Annotated in this window: 18 protein-coding genes; 10 read left to right on the top strand and 8 right to left on the bottom strand. The window is 67.7% G+C overall.

The genetic code is table 11. The annotated features are described in order from the left end of the window. Positions 1-16 precede the first annotated feature (16 nt). Complete coding sequence (locus GII31_RS22200) at positions 17-1093, bottom strand: alpha/beta hydrolase (RefSeq protein ID WP_246222009.1); 1077 nt, start codon at positions 1091-1093, stop codon at positions 17-19. A 555-nt stretch (positions 1094-1648) separates the two neighbouring features. Between GII31_RS22200 and gltB the strand changes: the two genes are divergently transcribed. Then, the gene (gene gltB, locus GII31_RS22195) at positions 1649-6268 is read left to right on the top strand and encodes a glutamate synthase large subunit (protein ID WP_213245570.1); all 4620 of its coding nucleotides are present in this window, start codon (positions 1649-1651) and stop codon (positions 6266-6268) included. After that, the gene (locus tag GII31_RS22190) at positions 6261-7742 is read left to right on the top strand and encodes a glutamate synthase subunit beta (protein WP_213245568.1); all 1482 of its coding nucleotides are present in this window, start codon (positions 6261-6263) and stop codon (positions 7740-7742) included. Before gltB ends, GII31_RS22190 begins: the two co-directional genes overlap by 8 nt. A 116-nt stretch (positions 7743-7858) precedes the next feature. Here GII31_RS22190 and GII31_RS22185 read toward each other — a convergent pair whose 3' ends face one another. Next, positions 7859-10267 (bottom strand): protein kinase domain-containing protein, encoded by a 2409-nt coding sequence (locus tag GII31_RS22185; RefSeq protein WP_260840202.1) that lies wholly within the window; start codon positions 10265-10267, stop codon positions 7859-7861. Between the two features lie 651 nt (positions 10268-10918). Continuing rightward, complete coding sequence (locus tag GII31_RS22180; RefSeq protein ID WP_213245566.1) at positions 10919-11131, bottom strand: RNA-binding S4 domain-containing protein; 213 nt, start codon at positions 11129-11131, stop codon at positions 10919-10921. An 85-nt stretch (positions 11132-11216) separates the two neighbouring features. Between GII31_RS22180 and rraA the strand changes: the two genes are divergently transcribed. Both rraA and GII31_RS22170 read left to right on the top strand, forming a co-directional pair. Next, positions 11217-11711, top strand: coding sequence for a ribonuclease E activity regulator RraA (rraA, locus tag GII31_RS22175; RefSeq protein WP_213245564.1), 495 nt, complete (start codon positions 11217-11219; stop codon positions 11709-11711). Between the two features lie 39 nt (positions 11712-11750). Beyond that, positions 11751-13307 (top strand): succinic semialdehyde dehydrogenase, encoded by a 1557-nt coding sequence (locus GII31_RS22170; protein ID WP_260840526.1) that lies wholly within the window; start codon positions 11751-11753, stop codon positions 13305-13307. A 94-nt stretch (positions 13308-13401) separates the two neighbouring features. On the opposite strand, the gene GII31_RS22165 is transcribed toward GII31_RS22170, so the two are convergent. Further along, positions 13402-14094: a DUF6474 family protein gene (locus GII31_RS22165; RefSeq protein WP_213250892.1), complete on the bottom strand. Its 693-nt coding sequence runs from the start codon at positions 14092-14094 to the stop codon at positions 13402-13404. A 173-nt stretch (positions 14095-14267) separates the two neighbouring features. On the opposite strand from GII31_RS22165, the gene GII31_RS22160 reads away from it, so the two are divergent. After that, positions 14268-16151, top strand: a complete 1884-nt coding sequence (locus GII31_RS22160; RefSeq protein ID WP_213245560.1) for a TM0106 family RecB-like putative nuclease — start codon at positions 14268-14270, stop codon at positions 16149-16151. Here GII31_RS22160 and GII31_RS22155 read toward each other — a convergent pair. Beyond that, positions 16134-17426 (bottom strand): hypothetical protein, encoded by a 1293-nt coding sequence (locus GII31_RS22155; RefSeq protein ID WP_260840201.1) that lies wholly within the window; start codon positions 17424-17426, stop codon positions 16134-16136. The genes GII31_RS22160 and GII31_RS22155 overlap by 18 nt on opposite strands. Before the next feature lie 310 nt (positions 17427-17736). Here GII31_RS22155 and GII31_RS22150 point away from each other — a divergent pair, with 310 nt between their 5' ends. From GII31_RS22150 to GII31_RS22140, 3 genes are read left to right on the top strand one after another with little or no spacing between them, the layout of a single operon-like run. Continuing rightward, positions 17737-18318 (top strand): XRE family transcriptional regulator, encoded by a 582-nt coding sequence (locus GII31_RS22150; RefSeq protein ID WP_246222008.1) that lies wholly within the window; start codon positions 17737-17739, stop codon positions 18316-18318. 42 nt (positions 18319-18360) lie between these two features. Next, positions 18361-18909 carry a hypothetical protein gene (locus GII31_RS22145; protein WP_213245554.1) on the top strand — a complete coding sequence of 183 codons (549 nt, stop codon included), beginning with the start codon at positions 18361-18363 and terminating at the stop codon, positions 18907-18909. A 9-nt stretch (positions 18910-18918) separates the two neighbouring features. Further along, positions 18919-20055: an MAB_1171c family putative transporter gene (locus tag GII31_RS22140; protein ID WP_213245552.1), complete on the top strand. Its 1137-nt coding sequence runs from the start codon at positions 18919-18921 to the stop codon at positions 20053-20055. Here the strand turns inward: GII31_RS22140 and GII31_RS22135 are convergent. After that, a complete protein-coding gene (locus GII31_RS22135) occupies positions 20018-20719 on the bottom strand; it encodes a TMEM165/GDT1 family protein (protein ID WP_213245550.1) in 702 nt (233 codons plus the stop codon). The genes GII31_RS22140 and GII31_RS22135 overlap by 38 nt on opposite strands. A 148-nt stretch (positions 20720-20867) precedes the next feature. Beyond that, positions 20868-21389 carry a peptidase gene (locus GII31_RS22130; RefSeq protein WP_213245549.1) on the bottom strand — a complete coding sequence of 174 codons (522 nt, stop codon included), beginning with the start codon at positions 21387-21389 and terminating at the stop codon, positions 20868-20870. Between the two features lie 181 nt (positions 21390-21570). Here GII31_RS22130 and GII31_RS22125 point away from each other — a divergent pair, with 181 nt between their 5' ends. After that, positions 21571-23604 (top strand): ABC transporter ATP-binding protein, encoded by a 2034-nt coding sequence (locus tag GII31_RS22125; protein WP_213250889.1) that lies wholly within the window; start codon positions 21571-21573, stop codon positions 23602-23604. A 97-nt stretch (positions 23605-23701) separates the two neighbouring features. Further along, positions 23702-24454, top strand: coding sequence for an energy-coupling factor transporter transmembrane component T family protein (locus tag GII31_RS22120; protein ID WP_260840200.1), 753 nt, complete (start codon positions 23702-23704; stop codon positions 24452-24454). A gap of 191 nt (positions 24455-24645) precedes the next feature. On the opposite strand, the gene GII31_RS22115 is transcribed toward GII31_RS22120, so the two are convergent. After that, on the bottom strand, positions 24646-25005 hold the full coding sequence (locus GII31_RS22115; RefSeq protein ID WP_260840199.1) for a VOC family protein: 360 nt from the start codon (positions 25003-25005) through the stop codon (positions 24646-24648). Positions 25006-25019 lie beyond the last annotated feature (14 nt).

Below are 25019 nucleotides of genomic sequence, written 5' to 3'. Positions count from 1 at the left end.
GTGGCGGGTACCCCGGTCAGGGTGGTGTGCCGACGATGAACGTGGCCAGATCGTCAAGGGCCTCGCGCGCGGCCGGGCCGCCGAACATCTGAAACACGTGCCCCTGGTCGGTCCAGCTCTGCAGCCGCACCTGTGCACCGGCCGCCGACAACATGTCGTGGGCGGCCCGGGCGTCGGCGGTCATCACCTCGATACCGCCGTGCTGGATGAGTGTGCGCGGGAGGCCGTCGTCGGGGGACAGGACCACCCGCATCCGGGGGTGATCGGTGTCGGCGTCGCCGGTGTACAGGCGCAGGACGGCGCCGGCGCCGGATGCCTCGATGAACGGGTCGCGGGCGCGGCCGGTGCGCTGGTAGGCCTGGGCGAGGGCGAATGTCGGGTCGTACAGCGGCGACAGCAGCGCCAGCCCGGCCGGTTGCGGGGTGCCGGTGCGCTGGTTGTGTCCGAGCAGATCCAGTGCCAGATGTCCGCCCGCGGAATCTCCGGCGACGACGATCCGGTCCGGGGCGAAACCCTGCTCGAGCAGCCACAGATAGCCGCGGATGGTGTCGTCGCCCGCGGCCGGCCAGCGGTAGCGGGGCCCGAGGCGGTAGTCGAGGCTGAACACCGCCCGGCCGGTGCGGTTGCTCAGCCGTGCCGTCAGACCGCGATGGGTGCGGGTGGAGCAGACCACATAGCCGCTGCCGTGCAGGTAGTAGATGATCGGCTGATCCGGGCGCACCTGACCGATGCCCGAGCGCCCGCCGATCACCCATTCCCCGCGCACCTGCTCCGACCTCGACGGATAATCGAGGGTGCGGATCGTCTGCCGGACCTGCCGGGTGCGGGTCCCGGCGGGTACCCGCGCGGCCGTCGCAAGCATCCGATTGAGACCGGGTCGGCTCGCCCGGACCATCACGGCGACCATCGGTGCCGGTATCACTGCGGTGGCCTTCATGACCGGCACCGACGTCACCGATACGAAGTTCCGGACATGCCGCCGCGTCGCGCGGGCCCGGGCCGCCGGTGCGTGTGGTCCGGGCGACCGATCGGGCCGTTCCTGGTCGCGGCCCGCCCGTTCCGGGTTCGGGTCGGCCGCGGTTGTTGCGCTCACAGTCCTCGACCGTAGGTGATGGGCGTCGTTCACACAGCCGGATCGGACGGATTGTCGGGTGCCGCGCGGCGTCGATGAGAACTGCTTGTGACATGGCGTTAACTGGGCAAACCTCCCAGCGATCACCCGATTGTGATAGCCGGATTTCCAAACCGGGTACACAGCGTGAGAAAATAGCCGACGATGCTTCTTGAGCCCCGGCATCCACACAGCCCCCTCGTGGCTGCCGGCGGGCAAGAATGTTGGGTCAGCAACGGCGCTGGCCGGGTCAGCAACGGCGCTGACGAACCGGACACTTGCTCCAACCGCGCGCGGAAACAGCCCTGGCAGCCCCAGTCGTTACAGACGCGGTGAGAACGGTCCACCGATGTCACGCGGCACAACCGCACCCACGATCGGTACCCGTCTCACGGAGTGACTCCGGAGTCCGAAGTCGAACTGCGAATCCGCACCGATCAATGGGCCGACACCCTGTGGTGGCCCGGATCCCTTGGTGACGCAGACGAACTGTGAACTCGGGTGCGCAGGTGATGCCGCGCACGAAGTGAGGCCGAAATGAAGCACGCTCCGGGCCCCGTGGGCCTGTACGACCCTGCCAACGAGCACGACGCCTGTGGTGTCGCATTCGTCGTCGACATGTACGGGCGGCGCAGCCGCAACATCGTCGACAAGGCCATCATGGCGCTGGTCAACCTCGAACACCGCGGTGCGGCGGGAGCCGAACCGAACACCGGTGACGGTGCGGGCATCATGCTGCAGGTCCCTGACCGTTTCCTGCGGGAGACCGTAGACTTCGAGCTGCCCGCCGAAGGCGCCTACGCCACCGGCATCGCCTTCCTGCCGCAGGGCGCCGAGGACGCCCGGCTGGCCTGCGAGGGTGTGGAGAAGATCGTCGAATCCGAAGGTCTGCGGCTGCTCGGCTGGCGCGAGGTGCCCATCGACGACTCGTCGATCGGCGCGCTCGCCCGTGACGCCATGCCCACCTTCCGGCAGCTGTTCATCTCGCTGAGCGCCGGTGCCGGCGACGCCGACGGTATGGAGCTCGAACGCCGCGCGTACGTCGTGCGCAAGCGTGTGCAGTACGAACTCGGCGCGAAGGGCGCCGGTCAGGACGGTCCCGGCCGCGAAACCGTGTACTTCCCGAGTCTGTCGGGCAAGACCTTCGTGTACAAGGGCATGCTGACCACCCCGCAGCTGCGCGAGTTCTACCTCGACCTGCAGGACGACCGCCTCGAATCGGCTCTGGGCCTGGTGCATTCGCGGTTCTCCACCAACACCTTCCCGTCGTGGCCGCTGGCGCACCCGTTCCGCCGCGTCGCCCACAACGGCGAGATCAACACCGTCACCGGCAACGAGAACTGGATGCGGGCGCGCGAGGCGCTCATCGACACCAGCGCCTTCGGCGAGGACGCCGCCGCGAAGATCTTCCCGGCGTGCACACCCGGGGCCTCCGACACCGCCCGCTTCGACGAGGTGCTCGAACTGCTGCACCTCGGCGGCCGGAGCCTGCCGCACGCGGTGCTGATGATGATCCCGGAGGCGTGGGAACGCCACGAGACCATGAAACCGGCACACAAGGCCTTCTACCGGTACCACGCATCGCTGATGGAGCCGTGGGACGGACCCGCGTCGGTGTGCTTCACCGACGGTGACGTCGTCGGCGCCGTCCTCGACCGCAACGGCCTGCGCCCGAGCCGCATCTGGGTCACCTCCGACGGCCTCGTCGTGATGGCATCGGAGGTGGGCGTGCTCGACGTCGACCACGCCGACGTGGTACAGAAACTGCGCCTGCAGCCCGGCCGCATGTTCCTGGTGGACACCAAGGCCGGCCGCATCGTCGACGACGAGGAGGTCAAGGACGAACTGGCCGCCGAGCACCCGTACCAGCAGTGGCTCGACGAGGGCCTGCTCACGCTCGACGACCTCAAGAGCCGCCCGCACGAGCACATGCCGCACCACCGGGTGAACCTGCGGCAGCTGGTGTTCGGATACACTAACGAAGAACTGAATCTGCTGGTCGCACCGATGGCCAAGTCGGGCGCCGAGGCCATCGGCTCGATGGGCACCGACACCCCGATCGCGGTGCTGTCCGCACGGCCACGGATGCTCTTCGACTACTTCCAGCAGCTGTTCGCACAGGTCACCAACCCGCCGCTGGACGCGATCCGCGAAGAGATCGTCACCAGCGTCGGCTCCACCATCGGTTCCGAGGCCGACCTGCTCAACCCCGGTCCCGGATCGTGCCGCCGGATCGTGCTGCCGATGCCGGTGCTCGACAACGACGCCCTGGCCAAGCTGGTGCGCATCGAGGAGGACAACGACCTGCCGCACCTGCGCAGTCGGCAGATCCACGGCCTGTACCCGGTCGCCGAGGGCGGCGACGGGCTGCGCACGGCACTCGACGAGGTGCGCGCGCAGGTCAGCGCGGCCATCGACCAGGGCATCTCGATCATCGTGCTCTCCGACCGTGAGTCCGACGAAACGCTGGCGCCGATCCCGTCGCTGCTGCTGACCGCCGCCGTACACCACCATCTGGTGCGTGAACGCAAACGCAGCCGGGTCGGCCTGATCGTCGAATCCGGCGACTGCCGCGAGGTGCACCACGTGGCCGCACTCGTCGGCTTCGGCGCGGCCGCGGTGAACCCGTACATGGCGTTCGAGTCGATCGAGGACATGATCGAGCGCGGCGCACTCACCGGCATCGACTTCGAGACGGCCCGTGCCAACTACATCAAGTCCGCCTCCAAGGGCGTGCTGAAGGTGATGAGCAAGATGGGCATCTCCACGCTCGCCTCCTACACCGGCGCCCAGCTGTTCCAGGTCATCGGAATCGGGCAGGACACCGTCGACGAGTTCTTCACCGGCCTGCAGAGCCAGCTCGACGGCATCGGTCTCGCCGAGATCGCCGCCGACGTCGCCGCCCGGCACGACCTGGCGTTCACCGACCGTCCCACCGAACTCGCGCACCGCGAACTGCCGGTGGGCGGCGAATATCAGTGGCGCCGTGAGGGTGAATACCACCTGTTCAACCCGGACACCGTGTTCAAACTGCAGCACTCCACGCGCACCGGGCAGTACTCGGTGTTCAAGGAGTACACCAAGATGGTCGACGACCAGACGCAGCGGCTCGGCACGCTGCGCGGCCTGTTCGACTTCAATTTCGGTGACCGCGATCCGATCCCGATCGATAAGGTCGAGTCGGCCGCGGAGATCGTGAAGCGATTCTCCACCGGCGCCATGAGTTTCGGCTCCATCTCCGCCGAGGCCCACGAGACGCTCGCAATCGCGATGAACCGTCTCGGCGGCCGGTCGAACTCCGGCGAAGGCGGTGAGGATCCGCGCCGCTTCCACCACGACGAGAACGGTGACTGGCGCCGGTCGGCGATCAAGCAGGTCGCGTCGGGCCGGTTCGGTGTCACCTCGCACTACCTGTCCAACTGCACCGACATCCAGATAAAGATGGCCCAGGGTGCGAAACCCGGTGAGGGCGGTCAGCTTCCGCCGCACAAGGTATACCCGTGGGTGGCCGAGGTGCGCGGTTCGACACCGGGCGTCGGCCTGATCTCGCCGCCGCCGCACCACGACATCTACTCGATCGAGGACCTGGCGCAGCTCATCCACGACCTGAAGAACGCCAACCCGGCCGCACGGATCCATGTCAAGCTCGTCTCCGAGCTCGGCGTCGGTACCGTTGCCGCGGGTGTGTCGAAGGCACATGCCGATGTGGTGCTCATCTCCGGGCACGACGGCGGCACCGGCGCCTCCCCGCTCACCTCGCTCAAACATGCGGGCGCGCCGTGGGAGATCGGCCTGGCCGAAACGCAGCAGACATTGCTGCTCAACGGTCTTCGTGACCGCATCGTCGTGCAGGTCGACGGTCAGCTCAAGACCGGCCGCGACGTGGTGATCGCCGCACTGCTGGGCGGCGAGGAGTTCGGTTTCGCCACCGCGCCACTGGTGGTCTCCGGCTGCATCATGATGCGGGTGTGCCACCTCGACACCTGCCCCGTGGGCGTGGCCACCCAGAACCCCCTGCTGCGTGAGCGTTTCGCCGGCAAACCGGAGTTCGTGGAGAACTTCTTCCTGTTCATCGCCGAAGAGGTCCGAGAACTGCTCGCCCGACTCGGCTTCCGGACCCTGCAGGAGGCCGTCGGCCACGCCGAGGCCCTCGACACGCGGAAGGCACTGGCGCACTGGAAGTCCGCCAACGCCGGCAAGCTGGACCTGTCCGCGGTGCTGGCGCAGCCGGAGTCCCCGTTCATGAACCAGGACTTCTACTGCTCCGGCAAACAGGACCACGGTCTGGAGAAGGCGCTCGATCAGCAACTGATCGCCGCCTGCCGCGAGGCCATCGACTCCGGCAAACCGGTGGAGCACACCACCACCATCACCAACGTGAACCGCACCGTCGGCACCATGCTCGGCCACGAGGTCACCAAGGTGTACGGCGCGCAGGGACTTCCCGACGACACCATCAAGATCGGGCTCACCGGTTCGGCCGGCAACAGCTTCGGCGCGTTCGTGCCCAAGGGTGTGTCGCTGCGCCTGGAAGGCGATGCCAACGACTTCGTCGGCAAGGGCCTCTCGGGCGGGAAGATCGTGGTCCGCCCGGCCCGCAACGCCCCCGAAGGCTTTGTGGCCGAGGACAACATCATCGCCGGCAATGTGATCGGATTCGGCGCCACCGGCGGCAAAATCTTCCTGCGCGGTGTGGTCGGCGAACGCTTCTGTGTCCGCAACTCCGGTGCCACCACCGTCGTCGAGGGTATCGGCGACCACGGTTGCGAGTACATGACCGGTGGCCGGGTGATCGTGCTCGGCGCCACCGGCCGCAACTTCGCGGCCGGCATGTCCGGCGGTATCGCCTACCTGTACGATCCGGAATGCAAACTCGAAGGTGGAGAAGGTCGTCCGGGCAATCTCAACCCTGAACTCGTCGATGTCGAGGCGCTCGACGTGGAAGATCTGCGATTCGTCGCCGACATCGTGCGTGAGCACCTGGCGGAGACCGACTCGCCCGTCGCGGCGGCGATCCTGGACGACTGGGACACCGCGCAGAAGGATTTCGTCAAGGTCATGCCCCGCGACTTCAAGCGGGTGCTCCTGGCAATCGAGGCCGCCGAGACCAGCGGCCGGGACGTGAACGAAGCGATCATGGAGGCGGCTCGTGGCTGATCCCAGAGGTTTTCTCAACCACCCCGAGCGGGAACTGCCGGACCGTCGTCCGGTGGAACTGCGGCTGCTCGACTGGAAAGAGGTGTACACCGACTTCGACAAGGGGCACCTCAAGACACAGGCGAGCCGCTGCATGGATTGCGGTATCCCGTTCTGCCACAACGGTTGCCCGCTGGGAAATCTGATTCCCGAGTGGAATGACCTGGTGTACAAGGATCGTTGGCGCGAAGGCATCGAACGCCTACACGCCACCAACAACTTTCCTGAGTTCACCGGCAGGCTGTGCCCGGCACCGTGCGAGGCGTCGTGCGTTCTCGGCATCAACCAGCCGGCCGTGACCATCAAACAGGTCGAGGTCGAACTCGTCGAGAACGCCTTCGACGAAGGCTGGGTGGCGCCGGTGATGCCCACGGTCAAGACCGGCAAGAACGTCGCCGTGATCGGTTCGGGACCTGCCGGTCTGGCCGCCGCGCAACAGCTCACCCGTGCCGGCCACGGGGTCACCGTGTTCGAGCGGGCCGACCGCATCGGCGGTCTGCTGCGCTACGGCATCCCCGAGTTCAAGATGGAGAAGCGCTTCATCGACCGGCGTCTGGAACAGATGCAGATCGAGGGCACCGTCTTCCGCACCGGTGTCAACGTCGGTGTCGACGTGACTGTCGACGAACTGCGCGAGGACTTCGACGCCGTCGTCCTGGCCGTGGGCTCCACCATCGGCCGTGACCTGCCGATCCCGGGCCGCGAACTCGACGGCATCCACCAGGCGATGGAGTTCCTGCCGCAGGCCAACCGGATCCAGCACGGCGACACCTGGGCGAGCGGAGCGACGGGGGATGTCACCGTCCCCGGTCAGATCACCGCGACCGGCAAGAAGGTCGTCATCATCGGCGGCGGCGACACCGGTGCCGACTGCCTCGGCACCTCGCTGCGCCAGGGCGCCGAAAGCGTGCACCAGTTCGAGATCATGCCTCGCCCGCCGATGGAACGCGCCGGTTCGACCCCATGGCCGACCTACCCGCTGATGTACCGGGTGTCCTCGGCGCACGAGGAGGGCGGCGACCGGGTGTTCTCGGTGAACACCGAGGAGTTCGTCGGGGAGAACGGCAAGGTCACCGCTCTCAAAGCCCATGAGGTGACGATGGTGGCCGGACGGTTCGAGAAGGTCGAAGGCTCGGACTTCACCCTCGAGGCCGACCTCGTCCTGCTGGCCATGGGCTTCGTCGGTCCCGAACGCGAAGACCTGCTCGACAAGCTGGGCGTCGAGTGGGGTGAGCGTGGCGTGATCAAGCGCGACAACAGTTTCGCATCGTCGGTCCCCGGCGTGTTCGTCGCCGGCGACGCCGGCCGCGGACAGTCGTTGATCGTCTGGGCCATCGCCGAGGGTCGGGCCGCGGCCGCAGCCGTCGACAAGTTCCTCGAAGGCCACACCGTGCTGCCCGCGCCGATCGTCCCGACGCAGGTCGCCCAACGCTGAGCCCGCGAGCCTCGAAACCTCGTGTGTGGACTCGTTGTTGTCCCGTGGGGTTTCGAGGCTCGTCGCATGCGCTCCGCGCACCTCACCCGGCGAAAGGGGGTGTTGGTGTGGTAGCTCTACAGGATTCGGCGGTCACCGAATTCGAGGCCGCCACCGGCGTACACCTTGCCGCCGGCGATCACCGGGGCGCCGGGGTACTGGCCGGACGTCGGGACGCGCATCTGCCAGATCGGGTTCGCGTTGTTCTGCTCGAACACCAGGAGTTCCTGGGGGCCGGTGCCGCCATAGGCGGGGCGCGAGAGCATCGCGAACCGGACGCCGTCGCTGCCGAGTGGGGAACCGGCCTGAGTGCCCTTGGGCGGGACGTACATCGAACCGCCGGAGCCGTCCCGGGCGTCGAACCATTCAAACTCGTTGCCCGATGCGGTAAGGACGATCTTGCTGCCGAAGCCTTCGGCGGAATTGGGGGAGTCAATCTGATATGACTTCTGCCACAGTTGTTTTCCGGTGACCGGATCGAATGCGGCGATGGCGGTCTGTGAGGTGTTGAGCAGGACCGGCACCGGGGCGACCGAGGGCGGTATCGGGCTGTCGGTGGGTGGCAGCGGCAAGGTCCACTCGCCGGACATCTCGGCCGTGACGGTGCCTTCGGCGTCGTAGAAGGTGAATGTGGGCGGCCTGTCGGAATCGGATGATTCCGTGCGCACCACGAAGCCGTTCGCGAACGGCTGCCAGGATTCGCCGCGGTCGTCGTCGAGGGTGTGGACGGCCTTGCCGTCGGTGACGCGGTGCAGCGACTCCTTCCCCGACCCGGTCGAGGGTTTGAGATCGATGACCGGCGACCCGTTGACCACAGGGTATGACGAGGGCACGGTGACCCCGGTGACCGCGAAGTTCTTTCGGCCGGCTGAGCCGCCGTACACGCCGTCATCGGCGACGAGTACGTAGTTGTCGCCGGTCACCGCGAAATAGTCACCTTCGGCATCGGTCTTGTCCGCAGTGCCCGCCGCGACATCGATGACATAGGGTTGCGGGTCGCCCACCGACTCGACGTCGGCACCCCAGCACACGAGCGTCGACGAACCCGGGTCACCCAGTTGCTGACAGCGCTTGACCGCAACCGGCCTGTCGCTGAGCGTGATCGTGCGGACGGTCTTGCCGCCGGCCGCGTCGAGAACGCCCAGAATGGTCGCCCCGGACGAACTCTTGCTCACCGCGACCGCGTACCTGCTGGTGCCGCCGACGATTCCGAGATCTTCCTGGTATTGGTCGGACACCACCGTAGGTGCCCACGTCCACAACGGTTCGGTTCGCGGGGAGGCGAGGGCCGACAGGGTTGCGCCGCGGCCGGGAGTGTCGTCGTCGGAGTCGTCGGAGGTGAACAGCCATGTCGTGACAGCGCCCGCCACGAGAACCACCACCACGACGAGTGCGCCGATGAGCAGCCACCGGTGGCGCCCGGTGCCGGGTGGTCGTGTGCCGTGCGATCCGGGATGGGCCGGCCCGGGGCCGGAGACCTGCCACGGCATCCCCGTCGGGTCCGGCGGGTACTGTGCCGCGATGGGTGCGGCGGTGTGGGGGACGGGCCGGGTCGGTGGCGGCGTTGTCGGAGCCGATACGGTCAGGGGTGATGCGGTCGGGTGAGGTGCGGCGGGCGGCGGCGGAAACGTCGTCGCGGCCGGGTATGTACGCGGCGGCGCGGTCACCGCCTCGGTGAGAGCCGCGGCGAAGGTGCGGTTGTCACGATAGCGGTGGTCCCGGTCCTTCGCGAGGCCACGGGCGAGCACTCCGTCGACGGCGGGCGGCACCCATCCCGGGGCACGTGCGCTCGCCGCGGGGATCGGGTCACGCACGTGCGCGAGGGCAATCGCGGCGACGCTGCCGCCGGAGTAGACGTTGGTGCCGGTGAGCAGTGCGAAAGCGGTGCAGGCCAGCGAGTACTGGTCGGCGCGCGAGTCGACGCCGTGGCCTTGGAGTTGTTCGGGTGCGGCGAAGGCGACGGTGCCCAGGGCCACGCCGGTGCCGGTGAGCCGGGTGGACTCCTGGCCGGGGTGGGCGATGCCGAAATCGGTGAGCTGCGCCCGGCCGGAGTCCTCGAGCAGGATGTTGGCGGGTTTGACGTCGCGGTGGGTGAGGCCATGACGGGCGGCGGCGTCGAGGGCGTCGGCGATCTGCGCGATGATGCGGGCCACCTCACGGGGTGGCAACCGATCCGCGGACACGTGCCGGGTGAGGTCGTGTCCGTCGACATAGTCCAGCGCGATCCACAGGCGCCCGTCGAACTCGCCGCGGTCGTGGACTCCGACGATGGACGGGTGGCGCAGAGCGGCGACGACGTCGGCCTCGCGCTCGAATCGGGCGCGGTAGTGGGGATCGTCCCCGAGTCCGGCGGCGAGCACCTTGAGAGCGTCGTGCCGGGGCAGCCGCGGGTGCCGGGCCAGGTACACCTCGCCCATGCCGCCGGCGCCCAGCTCGCGTTCGATCGTGTAGCCGGCGAAGACGTCGCCGGGCCGGAGCCTGCTCACCGGATGAATCTTAGGTGCTCGACGGCGTGTTCCGGCAGGCCGTGGCGGACCGCCGGCGATGCGGACACCCCGGGCGCACCGTTGCGGTCTGTCGCCACCGGTGAGGTGGCGACATGGGTATGGCGGGTGTGCTCAGACCGACAGAAGGCGTTGCAGTTCGGCCTGGGTGACGAGGCGCTCGGCCTCCGCCGGGAACATCTGTGCCGTGCGGCCACGTCGGGAAGCACTCCGGGAGGTTCCGCCGTGGAACACCCCGCTGTGCTGAAACACCCTGTGCTGTAACACCCTGTGCTGAAACACCGAGGTCAGTTTCATGACCGGTCACATCCTCGAAAACTACGACAACGAGCCAACGCCGAGCACTCTAGGACAAAAATTCACGATAGTGAAATTTTTGTAGGATCCGGGAGATTTGCACTCGACACATCGGTTGACCGACGTGCATGGCGTAGTTCGATGGTGGCACACCGGGCGTTACCGAACGGGCGAGAAAATACCCCACCAGCCACATTCATCTCATCGGTAACAGATGGTGTCCAATCTCATAGCGACTTCCGGGAGGTGTGAATCACGCTCCACCATTGCCTGTGACCTGCGTCGACGTGGACCCGATGAAGCGTACCGAATGAGGTTGACCTCAGTCGGGACCGGTCAGGCGGGGCTGACGCGCGCGGATTCGCCGTCGATCTCGACGACGTCGCCGACCGCGAGCTGCCGCCCCCGCCGAATCTCGGTCTCGCCGTTGACGCGGACCAGACCGTCGGCGAGGACGCCCTTGGCGTCGGCGCCGGACTCGACCAGGTTGGCGAGCTTGAGGAACTGGCCCAATCGGATCGAATCGTCGGAAATCGGCACATCGAACATGGTCACCAGTATCGCCGACCGAATCGGCGAGAAGAACTTACCCGCGGGTAGGCAAGACCGTCGTACACACCTATGCTTGATCGGCATGAGCGATCTCACCTTCACCGCCACCGCTGACCTCGTCGATGAGATCGGTGCCGACGTGCGCAGTTGCGACACCCAGTTCACCCAGTACGGCGGCGTCCGCGAGTTTGTCGGCCGGGTGAGCACAGTCCGGTGCTTCCAGGACAATGCGCTGCTCAAGTCCGTTCTGAGCGAGCCCAACCCCGGTGGTGTGCTGGTCATCGACGGTGACGCCTCGGTGCACACCGCACTTGTCGGCGACATCATCGCCGAACTCGGCCGCTCCAACGGCTGGGTCGGCGTCATCGTGCACGGCGCCATCCGGGACGCCAAGACCATCGGCGGCATGCAGATCGGTGTCAAGGCGCTCGGTACCAACCCACGAAAGTCGACCAAGACCGGTGCGGGAGAGCGCGACGTGCCGCTGACCATCGGTGGGATCACCGTCAATCCTGGCGACATCGCCTACTCCGACGACGACGGCATCGTGCTCGTCGCCCCCGTGGGCGGCGCGTAGCGCCGGACACCCCAGCTCCAGACCGCCCAGGAGGCATCCATCATGGCCAAGCCAACCCCCGAAACCTTTGACCGGCTGCGTGAGCTGGCGGCCATCGACAAACCCGAGGACCGCGCCACCCGTCCCGTGCTCGAGGCGTTCAGCGGTGCGGAGATGACGACCATCCCCGTCGCCACCGCCGAGGACCTGCAGACCGCCGTCGACCGCGCCCGCGTCGTGCAGGAAGGGTGGGCGCAGCTGTCCACCGCCAAACGCGCCAAGGTGATCGACGCGTTCGCCGAACTCGTGCACAAGCACGCCGGTGAACTCATGGATATGGCGCAGGCCGAAACCGGCAAGGCCCGCGCCTACGCGCAGGAAGAAGTCCTCGACGTCGCGCTGACCGCCCGCTACTACGCGCTCAACGGGCCCAGGATGCTGGCCGAGCACAAGGTCAAGGGCATGCTGCCCGGTGCCACGAGCGTTCGCGTGCGGTACCAGCCCAAGGGTGTCGTCGGCGTCATCAGCCCGTGGAACTATCCGCTCACCCTCGCCGTGTCCGACGCCGTCGCCGCACTGATGGCCGGCAACGCGGTGGTGATCAAACCCGACAGCCAGACGCCGTACTGTGCGCTCGCACTGGCCGAACTGCTCTACCGGGCCGGGCTGCCGCGCGAGCTGTACGCCGTCGTCCCCGGTCCCGGCGGCGTCGTCGGCCAGGCCATCATGGCCACCACCGACTACGTGATGTTCACCGGATCCTCGGAGACCGGTGCCTCGCTGGCCGAGCAGGCCGGTCGCCGGCTGATCAGCTTCTCCGCCGAACTCGGCGGCAAGAACCCGCTGATCCTGACCGCATCGGCCAACCTCGACGAGGCGGTACCGGGTGTGGCCCGCGCCTGTTACTCCAACTCGGGGCAGCTGTGCATCTCCATCGAACGGATCTACGTCGACAAGAGCATCGCCGACGAGTTCACCACCCGGTTCGCCGCATACGTCACGAACATGACGCTGGCCGCGACCTACGACTTCAACGCCGACATGGGATCGCTCGCCTCGGCCGCACAGGTCGACACCGTTGAGGCCCATGTGCAGGACGCTGTCGCCAAGGGTGCGACGATCGTGGCCGGCGGCAAACGGCGCGCCGACCTCGGCCCGTTCTTCTTCGAACCTACCGTCCTGACCGGCGTCACCGACGAGGCCACCTGCTACGCCTCGGAGACCTTCGGGCCCGTCGTGTCGATCTACCCGGTCGACTCCACCGCCGAGGCGATCACACGCGCCAACGACACCGAGTACGGCCTCAACGCCAGCGTCTTCGCGGGCAGCAGCGCCGAGGCCAACGCCATCGCCGACCAGCTGCGCGCCGGAACCGTCAACATCAACGAGGGCTACGCGGCGGCCTGGGCGTCGACCGCGGCGCCGATGGGCGGGATGGGCATCTCCGGTGTCGGGCGACGGCACGGCACCGAGGGACTGCTCAAGTACACCGAATCGCAGACCGTCGCCGAACAGCGGTTCCTGGGGATCGACCGGGCGCCGTTCGTGCCGCAGAACATCTATCGGGCGATCACCCCGACGGCTGTTCGGGCGCTCAAGTACCTGCCGGGACGGTAGTCGCCGGTCACGCCTACCGCCGCACAGTACGAAGACGGCCGGATCGGACAAGGCGTCCGATCCGGCCGTGTTGTTCCGGAAAGCCCGACACGCCTTAGGCGCGTACGCCCAGCCGGGCCAGGATGTCGGCGTCGATGGCGCCGAGTTCGGAGTCGATCGAGGCGTGAGCGGACCGGCGCTGGGCGGGGGGCATCGTTTCGGCGGCATCGACGGCGATCGCCAGATTGTCCAGGCGCGTGTTGATCGCGTCGACGAACGCACCGGTGTCGGCTGAGGCATCCTTGCCCGGAACCTGCTTGAGTGCCGCCCGGGCCGATTCGATGCGGGCGGCCAGCGGGGCGCCGTGGCCGGAGTACCGGGCCAGCAGCTCGGGGGCCACCCCCGCGCGGGTGGCCTTGAACTGGTTGAGCTGCTCACGGGCGGCGATCGCACCGCGGTAGGCCAACGGTGCCACCACCGGCGACACGAGCCGGGCGACGGTCAGGTAGCGCTTGATGTTGGCAGGTGTCACCTTGCGGGACTTCTCGGCGGCCTTCTGTTTGGCCGCGATCGTCTTCGACTCGGCCTTGGCGGCCTTGGTCTGTGCCTTCGCGGCGTGTTTGACGTTCTTGCGCTCGGCCTTCAGGTCCTTCTTGCGGAACTTGTGCTCGTCCTTGAGATGCTTCTTCTGCGCCTTACGTTGCTCGGAGTGCTGGGCCTTCGCCTCGAGTCTGGCCTTGCGCTTGAGTGCTTTGGCGTCCGCCCGCCGCTGCGCGCGGGTCTTTCCATCCGACGAGAACAATCCCATCACGGGCCTTTCAGCTGTCATGTCGCGGTGATCGGGGTCCGGGCGTGCCGGCGGACCGTGGAACCGGGAGACACGCCCCGGCCCCGCCTAGATACAAGCATTACATAGGGTCGACGTGAACCCATGGCACGCCGACAAATGGCGTGCACACCGGCGGACGAAGGGAGTGCTCGATGCGCACGGTGCTTCATGCGAGGGATCTCGCGGGCTGCGAGCATCGGCTGGCCCTCGATTCCGCGCACACCGAAGCCGCGGCGGACGTGGGTGGCCAGACGGCCGACACACCGTCGGTCGCCCGGCGCAAGGCGGCCGCCGCCGACCATCGTGGGCGGGTTCGCGACATGCTGCGTGACCTGCACGGGGGCGACCTGACCGGCGCGGAGACGTTCCGCGTCATCGACTCGGACGCCTCCCGCGTCGAACGTGTCGCCGCGACCCGCCGGGCCTGCGCCGACGAGGTGAGATGGATCTGGAACGCAACGCTGCCCACCGACCGCGAGCGGGGACGGCGCGGCGACAGCGAACTGCTCGTGCGGGTGCGATACCTCGACGGGGCGTGGGTGCAGGACGGGCCGCGCCCGGATCCCGACCGGCCCGGACACCCGGGCGAGGAGAACGCCGGGTACATCCCTGTCATCGTCGTCAACCACCGGGTCACCTACCCCGCGACGCGCAACAGGCCGCCCGGCGACGACCCGGCCGATTCGGTATCCGGGCTCGTCACGAGCCCACTGGGCAGATGGTCGCCCGGTCCCGACCGGACGCGATCCTCGCGCGGCAACCGACGTGACCAACTGCGGCTGGCGCAGCTGGTCACCATGCTGATGGATCTTGGGCTCGCGCCGACGCCGGTGATCGCACCTGTAAGCGTCGAGCGATCCGACGACCCCGACAGCACTGATCGCGGTACTGATTGCGGGGGCACCGATCAGGGCGGCGTCGACCCCGGCGGCCGTGGTTCCGGTGGCTCCCTGCCGGCCGGCGTGATCGGGCTGGACGCGGACTGCATCGTCGTGCACGACATGGCGCCGGTGCTCGCCGACTATGCCGAGGTGTTCGCGCGCCGACGGGCGGTCGCCGACGGACTCGTGCGCACCCGGGCACACCGTATCTCCGAATGCCGCGGCTGTATCTGGTGGCCGCACTGTGAGACCGAGCTGGTCGCCCGCCGCGACGTCAGCCTCGTCGTGCGTGGCGCGCAGGCCGCCGCGCTCGCCGTCGCCGGCATCGCCACCGTCGAACAACTGGCCGCGTACGTCGGTGAACCACCCGCAGACTGGGCCGGTGGCGACTTCGACGATGCGGTGGTCACCGCGGCCGCCTGGCTGGCCGACGTTCCGCTGATCCGCCGCGTCCGGACGCCGCGCATCCATCGCGCCGACGTCGAGGTGGACGTCGACATGGAGAGCTTCGGGGAAAGTGGCGCCTACCTGTGGGGCACCCTGTTGACCGATACCACCGACCCGGGCGTACCCGTGCTGTACCGGCCGTTCGTCACCTGGACGCCGCTGCCCACCGCAGATGAGGCCCGCTCGTTCGCCGAGTTCTGGATCTGGCTGTGTGAGCAGCGGCAACAGGCGCGCGCCGACGGCAAGACGTTCGCCGCGTACTGCTATTCGCAGCAGGCCGAGAATCGCTGGCTACTCGGATCGGCCGATCGCTTCGGCGGTATGCCGGGCATCCCCACCCGCGCGGAGGTCGAGGCGTTCATCGGCTCCCAGGAGTGGGTCGACGTGTTCGAGGCGGTCGGCGACAACTTCATCAGTCCCGGGGGCAAGGGCCTCAAGCGCGTCGCGCCGGTCGCCGGGCACCGCTGGCGTGATCCCGAGGCAGGTGGCGAGGCGTCGATGGACTGGTACGCCGAAGCGGTGGGCCTGGCCGGCGGCCGTCCCGATCCGGGTCAGCGCACCCGGCTGCTGGAGTACAACGAGGACGACGTCGTCGCCACCAAGGTACTGCGTGAGTGGATGACCGGACCCCAGGTCGCCGACATCCCCCACGTCGACGACCTGCGGCCGGCGGGGCCACCGCCCGATCGGCTACGTCCGGGCCAGTGATTTCAGCGAGTCGAGGAACGAGCCGCTGCCCGCCAACGCCACCGCCCCGAGCATCAGCAGCATGCCCGGGCCGATGCCGATGAGGATGCTGCGCAGATCGGATTCCGACGCGGTCTGAACCGTGGGAATCGCGGCGGGCGGGGTGTCGGGGGCCGACGCGGCCGGTCCCGATCCTGCGGACGGTCCGCCACCCGCCCCGTTGCCGCTGTTGCCGGCGGCAGGGTCGGCAGGTGCCCCGGCCGCGACAGCATCGCCACCGGAACCACCGGAACCACCGCCGTCACCCGGGCCGCCGCCCGAACCACCGCCGCCCGCGGACGCTGCGCCGTTGCCCGAGTCGGAATTCGCCTGTTGTGAATTCCGCGAGGGAGGAGCGGACGGTACGGGCTGGTCGGTGCCGGATGTCTCGGGACTGTCGGCGGACTCGTCGGTACCCGGGTCGCCGGAGTTGTCTGAACCGGATTCTCTGGTCGCGGGCCCGGCCGTGATCTGATTCCGGATCGGCGGCTCGACCATGCCCTGGGTGATCGTCTCCTGCTCGGACGTCTCCTGCTCGGACGTCTCCTGCTCGGACGTCTCCTGCTCGGACGTCTCCTGCTCGGACGTCGTCGTCTCGGTCGTCGTCGTCTCGGTCGTCGTCGGTTCGGTTTCGGTCTGGCCGGATGTCGTGGTTTCGGTGGTTTCGGTGGGCTCGGTGGGCTCGGTGGGCTCGGTGGGCTCGGTGGGCTCGGTCGGTTCGGTGGTCACCGTGGGCGTCGTGGTTCCGCCGTCGCAGTGGCGCGGCCGGTTATGGCAGTGACCGGGTCCACCCGGTCCGTTGCCGTTGCCGGGTCCTTGGCCGTTGCCGGGTCCTTGGCCGTTGCCGTTGCCGGGTCCGTTGCCGGGTCCTTGGCCGTTGCCGTTGCCGGGTCCGTTGCCGGGTCCTTGGCCGTTGCCGTTGCCGGGTCCGTTGCCGGGTCCTTGGCCGTTGCCGTTGCCGGGTCCGTTGCCGTTGTTGCCGCCCCCGTTGCCGTCAGAGGCGTGTGTCCCGCCGTTGCCGGACCCGCTGCCCCTGTTCTCGGACCTGCTGTCGCTGTTCTGGGACCGGCCGTCGTTCTGGGATCCGCTGCTGTGTCCGCTGCCGGATCTCGGCGAGTCGTCGCCCCGGCTGTCCGGGTCGGCCACGCTCAGGCCGGCGCCGAGAAGGAGCAGGCCGATGGAGATGAGACCGAGAAGTGCGGCGCCGATCCGGCGCAGGCGGCGTGGTCGTCGCGGCTGACTTACGCGGTGGGTCAAGATATTCTCCAGGTTGTGGCGGTCCTGACCAGGTTGGTGACACCGCCCATTGTCACATTGCGCACTGCGGCCGGGACTCCTTCGGCGTGTGAAACCAGTCGGCAATTGCCCGTAGGAGGAGTGACTGGGTGCGGTGCGTTACCGCATCTCAGTGTGAAACGCCTCACAATTTTGCTGAGGTGTGTCATCTGACCGGGGGACACTCGTGTAAACCTCTATTGGGTCACCCCAATGTTACGCAGCGTTGCAAAGGGGATGCGTGGGGGGCTTTAATGTTTACGACAGCAAGCTTTTTTCCGGGGAGATGAATTTGAGTTCACGAGGTACGGAAAAGCCAGAGGGTGCAGCAGCCCGTCGCTATGACGGGACCGCGGAGCCCGCACGGCCGCGTCAGGACGTAGTGGATCCGGGGTTGTTCGCGCGTCGGCTCGAGGAGTTGTTCCGCACGGTACCGGGGCCCAACGGCCGCGCCTACAGCGCCAAGGCCATCGCCGCCCGCTCCACCGAGCGCGGGTTCCGGCTGGGCGAATCCTATTTGAGTCAGCTGCGTTCGGGTAAGGCCAAGTCGCCGTCGTTCCGGACCGTCGAGGGTATCGCGGCGGCGTTCGGCGTCGACGTGCACTACTTCTTGGAGGACCGGGCCGCGCAGCGTACCCGCGACGAGATCGATCTGATGCGTCTGCAGGCCGACACCAACGTCCAGCTCGCCGCATTCCGGCTGGCCGGCCTGTCCAGCGACTCGGTCACCGTGGTCAACGAACTGATCAAGGTGCTCCGCGAGCAGCAGGGACTGCCCAAGGATCCGCCGGATCTGTTGTCGACGGGGGCTCAGGACCAGATCTCCGACGCGCAACGCCTGCGTGTCGTCGGCGGCCAGCAGAGCCAAGACTGACCGCGCCAAGATCGGTAGTGCGGCATATTTCCGGCTCGGCTCATGCGTCGTGACCGGAAATCGCCCGATGGTCATGGCCGACGCGATGAACGCGCCTTGCGCGCGTTATGTCGGCGTGCGTTGAAGGGTCTCGATCTCGATCTTCCCCTCAACGCAGCTCAGCTGTGCGAGCGCTACGGTACGCGCCGGGGCCGCGACATCAAGCTGATCGCCTATCCCTTGCCGACGGCCATGCCGAACGGTGTGTGGCTCGCGGCCGAGGACGCCGACTACTTCTTCTATCAGGCCAACACGTCGACGATGCATCAGAATCAGATCATCATTCATGAGTTCGGTCACCTGATCGCCGGTCATCAGCTGCTCGGCGATCAGTCGGCCCTCCTCACCGGCGGGCTGCCGGATGCGCAGGATTCGGATGCGGCGTTGCGGCGGACCTGCTACTCCGATGATCGAGAATGGGAAGCCGAGATGCTCGCGTCGATGATTGTGACCTGGGCGGCCGAGGCCGGCGACAGGGTCGGGGCCACCGAATCCGATAACGAACTGCGTGGACTGCAGCGGCTCCTGGGCGGCCACGGCGGCTGGCTGTAGGTTTGTGCGGTGGTTTCAGTCGGGATTTTCAACACCATCGCCCTTGTGGTTTTCTCCGTCGTATTTTGTTGGCGTCTGGATCAGATCAGAAAATACGGCGGTGGATTTCAGGCCATTGCGTTGACCGTGTCCATCGCGGCCCTGGTCATCGCCTTCGTCACGGCGAACGGCGACGTTGTCGAGGCGATCGATACGCTGACCTTCACCGGAGCCGCGCGCGTCGTCTTCTACGCGATGCTCTCGCTGGGTGTTGCGGCGCTGATCATGGTGTTCTTCTTCCCGACGCCGGGGGACACGCGCACACGCAGGATCGGTTTCGAGGCCGTGCCCCTGGTGCTGTCGCTGATCGGCCTGCAGGTCACGATGCTCATCACACCGCTGAATCTGCGGACCAAGGACCTCGCCCAATGGAACGCGCAGAATATCGCGTTCGGTCTGTTCTTTCTGATCGCCAGCTTCTATCTCGGATACGGTTTTATCTCGTGCATTCGGAGTATCCGGCAGTTTCTCCGGACGGCCGACGGCTATCTGAAGGTGTCGTTGACGATGCTGGTGTTCGGCCTGGCGTTGTTGGCGCTCAGCTCGGTGGCTCAGATCCTGTTCGTCGTGTTCGGGATGACCTCGTTGGCGCAGGTGCCGTGGCTGATGCGATTCAGCCAGGTCACCGCGGTCGTGGGCGTGGTGCTGTTCCTGATGGGGATCTGCTATCCGATGCTGTACGGCCGGTGGCAGGCGTATCGGTCCGAGCGCCGGCGCACCCGTGACGACGCCGAGTTGGTTCCGCTGTGGAAGCTGGTCACCGGTGCGGTGCCCGAGGTGGTGCTACCCGCACCCGGCAAGCAGTCGGCGACCGAGCGTTATCACCGGCGGATCGTCGAAACGCGCGATGCGCTCACCCAGCTGAGCCCCTACCTGTCGGAGGATTTCGAGATCGCCGACGACGACACCCGCGTCACGATGGTGTATGACGCCGTCGACTCCTACATCCACTACGGCCGGACGACCGGCGACGTCCGGGACATGCTGCCCGCCGAGGGCGAGGGAATCGATGCCGACGCGGTGCCGCTCGTGCGGCTGTCGCGGATCATCGCGATCGATCAGCAGGCATCTATCGATCAGCAGGCATCGATGGGGCCGACGGGCTGACCGGCGCCCGCAGGATGCGGAAGATGTAGGCCACGCCGATGCCGACGATCGCCACCGTAGCCGACAGCGTGGCGATGACGGTGACCGTGGACGCGCCGGTCAGTCCCTCGATGAGCAGCCATACGCCGAAGGCGAAGAACAGCACGGCGGCACCCGCCGCGATGGTGCGTTCGGGCAGATGTTTCCCGAGCAGCGCTCCCACGGCGATCGCGAGCGCGTCCGCGGCGACCATGCCGAGCGTGGAGCCGATCCAGATGCCCAGCCAGTCGTTGTCGGTGGCTAGGGTGATGGTGGCGAGCATCGTCTTGTCGCCGAGCTCGGCCAGGAAGAAGGACGACATCACGGCGAGGAACACCGAGGCGCCCACGCGCGTGGCCCGCTGGGATTCGTCGTCATCGAGGCTGTCGCCCCGGATGGTCCACAGCCCGAACACGATCATCGCCAGGCCGGCGAGGATCGACAGCAGGTCGGTGGGGATCGACATACCCAGAAAGTGGCCGAAGAACACCGACACCGCGTGTACGGCGGTGGTGGCGACGGTGATGGCCAGGAGCACCACCCACCAGCGGTAGCGCAGGGCGTAGGTCATCGCCATCAGCTGTGACTTGTCGCCGAGTTCGGCAACGAAGATCACGCCGAAGCTCAGGAGCAGGGCAGCAATCACGATGTCCAGGTTAGCCAGACCTAACCTGGCGGCGCAACAGATGGAATGGCCGAATCACCGCAGGTAGGAGGCATGAATCCTAAAGTTCGGGTGTCCTGACTTCCGAGTTACGGTAGGGCTTACGGTAATTGGCCGTCGTTGTACCTGGTCAGGCGGCCAACAGCATTGCCAGTACCGCCGTGTCCGGGTCCGAGCCGGGGTCGATGCCCACCTGATTGCGCAGCGTCACCACGGTGCCGTCGGCCTCGGCCTCCGCCCAGCCGGCTCGATGTTCCAGCCCCAGCTCGGGCAGCCCCGGCAGCAGCACGCACCCCGACGCCACATCCGAGCACTCCGGCAACGACGGCCGTGTGTGCGACGGCGGATGCAGCATCAGCAGTGCCGGTGGATTGTGCAGAAACCGGCCCGCCTCCAGGAACTTCTCGTCGATGACATTGCCCACCGCCAGCATCATCCCGACCGCATCCGGCTCGGCGTCGGCGGGACGGTCCTCCACCACACCGAAAATCGTGGTCGTGCTGAGAAGACCGGGCCGGCACGCGATGCGCACCGACGCCACCAGCGTTTGCGTCCACTCCAGCGTCGACGCGGGCCAGCGACCCGAGATCAGGATTCCGTTCAACTGCCCAGCCTCATGAAAAGGCGTGAGGCCTATGGGAATAGAAGACATCGCACAACTCCTTCCACACGAACCGTCACACCAGAATCGTCTTGTCCCAGTCCGGCCACAAGCCAAACACGCAGTGTTTACAGAATGGTGCCGTCGGCAGGTCGGGCCCGACCTGCCGACGGCACCATTCTGAGAAGGAAGGCACACTGGTCGGGTGCAGAAAAGCCAGCCCCTACGTCCGATGGAGATCGCCTCGGTGGCGATCTTCGGTGGCGTCACCGTCGCCGCGGTGGTGATCGCGGCCGTCATCCCGGTGGCCACCGCTGTCGGACTGCTCGCGCCAGTCCCACTCGCGGTGGTCGCCGCCCGGACCCGCCCGCGCGCGTTGATCGCGGCCGGTGTCGCCACCACCGGCGTCACATTCGCGATGGCCGGGACGGGCGCGGCGTCGGGTGTGTTCATCTCGGCGATCATCGCGGGCATCGTCGGCGACACCAAACGCCGCGGCCGCGGACTGCCGACGGTCGCGCTGCTCACGCTCATCGCCTCACCGCTGATCGCCGGCCTGACGGTGGTGCTGCTGTGGATTCTCACACCGCTGCGTGAGCTGATGCTCACGGCCATGCAGAACAGCCTCGACGGTCTGGGCAACTGGGTCGGCAGGATCCCCGGCCTGCAGGGAACCGAGGACTTCGTCAACGGCCTCACCCGCAACGCCGTCGACTACTGGTGGGCCTGGATCTGGATTTCGGGCACCCTGGGAACCGCGGTGTCCATTGTCGTCGCCTGGTGGGTGCTGGGTGCGGTCATCGACCGGCTCGCCGACGTCCCGGCCGAGGACACCCTGGACCAGGGGCCCGCGTCGGCGACGGGCGGGGATATCGCGCCGTTGCCGCTGGTGGTCTCCGGGATCGACTTCGCCTACCGCGAGAACGGCCCGCTCGTGCTGTCCGGCGTCGACCTGCGGTTGGACCCGGGGGAGTTCGTGGCCATCGTCGGCGCCAACGGATCCGGCAAATCGACGCTGGTCAAGATCATCGCCGGCCGGCCGCCCACAAGCGGTTCCGTGCACCGGCCCGGACTGCCGGGGCTGGGCCGCCACGGTGGGACGGCGATGGTGTTGCAGCGGCCCGAGTCGCAGATGCTCGGCTCCCGCGTCGCCGACGACCTCGTCTGGGGACTGCCCGCCGACACCGACGTCGACGTCGAGGGACTGCTCGCCGAGGTCGGGCTCGCCGGTTTCGGTCAGCGGGAGACATCGGATCTGTCGGGCGGCCAGCAGCAGCGCCTCGCGGTTGCCGCGGCGCTCGCACGGCGGCCGCGGCTGCTCATCGCCGACGAGGTCACCTCGATGGTCGATCCCGGCGGCCGCGACGACATTCTCGAACTGCTCGCCGGATTGCCCGACCGATACGGCATGACCGTCGTCCTCATCACCCATCGCGGTGCCGAGGCGGCGGCCGCCGACAGAGTGGTCCACCTGGATCAGGGCAGGGTCGTCGCGCCCCCCCCGGAGTGGATTCCGCGCGATGCCGCATCGCCCGGCCACGACCTCGGGCAGGCGTCGCACCCCGACACCGGACCGTACACCGGGTGGACGCGCCCGATGCTCGCGCTCGATCGGGTCAGCTACACCTATCTGCCCGGCTCGCCGTGGCAGGTGCACGCCCTGAACGAGGTGTCGTTGCGGGTCGATGCCGGTGACGGGCTGCTGATCGTCGGCGGCAACGGCTCCGGCAAGACGACCCTGGCCTGGCTGATGGCGGGCCTGCTCGAACCGGGGTCCGGCACCTGCGAACTCGACGGAGAACCCATCGGCAAACACGTGGGCGAGGTCGGACTCGGCTTCCAGCACGCCCGGCTGCAACTGCAGCGAGCCAACGTGGGCGACGAGATCATGGCGGCGGGCGGACTCGACGTCGGCACCACCGAGGTGGGCCGGGTGCTCGACCTCGTCGGGCTGCCGCGGGCGATGGCCGCCCGGCACACCGACTCGCTCAGCGGCGGCCAGATGCGCCGGGTGGTGCTGGCCGGTCTCATCGCCCGCAAACCGAAGGTGCTGATCCTCGACGAACCGCTCGCCGGTCTCGACCCGTACGCGCGGGAGGAGATCGTGTCGCTGCTCGAACATCTGCGCCGGGGCGGGCAGACGATCGTCATCATCTCGCACGACTATGACGGCCTGGCGCGGGTCTGCAACCGCCGGGTCGTGCTGGCCTCCGGCTCGCTGCAACCCGAACATGCCGGACCGGACACGAGAGGACTCCGACAGTGACCACAAGCCGAGAGCGGTCTTCGACCGGGAGTCGAGAGCGGTCTTCGACCGGGAGTCGAGAGCGGTCTTCGACCGGGAGCCAAAGGGGTTGTCGAGCATGACGATGCGGACCGTTCCGTTACGCCGGGTACCCGGCGACTCGATCGTGCACCGACTGTGGGCGGGCACCAAACTGATCGTCGTGCTGGCGCTGGGCATCCTCACCTGGGTGCTGCCGTCGTGGCCCGCCCTGGGGCTGGTGGCGGCCGTCGTGGTGATCACCGCACTGATCGCGAGCATCCCGCTCGGCGCGATCCCCCGGCCGCCGTGGTGGTTCTGGGGGCTGATCGCGATCGGCGCGGCGATGAACTCGACCGTTGCCGGATGGGCCGGCCTTATCGTGTTTCTGCGCGCGACCGCCCTCGGTCTGGTTCTGGTGGCCAGTTCGGTGCTGGTGATCTGGACGACGCCGATGGCCGAGATCGCGCCCGCGCTGGCCAAGCTGATGAGCCCGTTGCGCAGGCTGCGGATGCCGGTCGATGAGTGGGCGGTGGCGATCGCGCTGTGCCTGCGCGGCCTGCCGCTGCTCATCGAGGAGATGCGCATCCTGCGGGCGGTGCACCGGCTGCGGCCCAAGGCTCCGCCCGACGCAGATCATCCCTCCGCTCAGATGGGCATCCTCGACATGATCACCAGCGCGATGTCGTCGGCGTTGCGGCGCAGTTCGGAGATGGCCGAGGCGATCACCGCCCGCGGCGGCACCGGCCGACTCACCGCCTATGAGTCGAGGCCGGGCCGCCTGGATGCGGCGATCCTGGTGATCGTGTTCCTTGCGTGCGTCGGCGCCGTCGTCGCGACGATCCTGCTCTAATGTGGCGGGTTGAGTTTGTGAGCCCTTGACCCCCTGTCTTCCTCCCTCCTTCACGCGGGCTCGTTCCTCGCCCGGCTCAGTCGGTCGTCCAGACAGGGGACGGGCCCACAAACTCAACCCGCCTGGGCGACCAAACATGTGGTCGTCTTGGCATAGGTCGCTTGCGGCACCGATGCGGCGGGCCGTTCCGGCTACGAGTGGTCGGCGGCATCGGCCACGCAGAACTGGTTGCCGTTGGGGTCGGCGAGCGTCGTCCACGACAACCCGGGCATCTCCCGTTCGGCGATGAGCGTGGCCCCGGCGGCGATGAGCCGCCGCACCTCGGTCTCGCGGTCGGCGGTGGTGACATCGAGGTGGATTCGGTTCTTGCCCGGTGTCGGATCCTCCACCTGCTGGAAGGCGAGCATCGGTTGCCCGTCGCCGAGGGCCACGGTGACGAACCAGCCCTCGTTCTCGGCGACGATGCTGCCGCCGGTCTGTTCGGCCCACCAGCGGGCGAGGGGGAGGGCGTCGGCGGTGTCGATGGTGATCATGGCGAGTGACAGTGTCATGTCCAGAACCTAAG

Source organism: Gordonia pseudamarae, assembly GCF_025273675.1.
Classification (GTDB): domain Bacteria; phylum Actinomycetota; class Actinomycetes; order Mycobacteriales; family Mycobacteriaceae; genus Gordonia; species Gordonia pseudamarae.
This window is presented reverse-complemented; position numbering and strand designations above follow the sequence as displayed.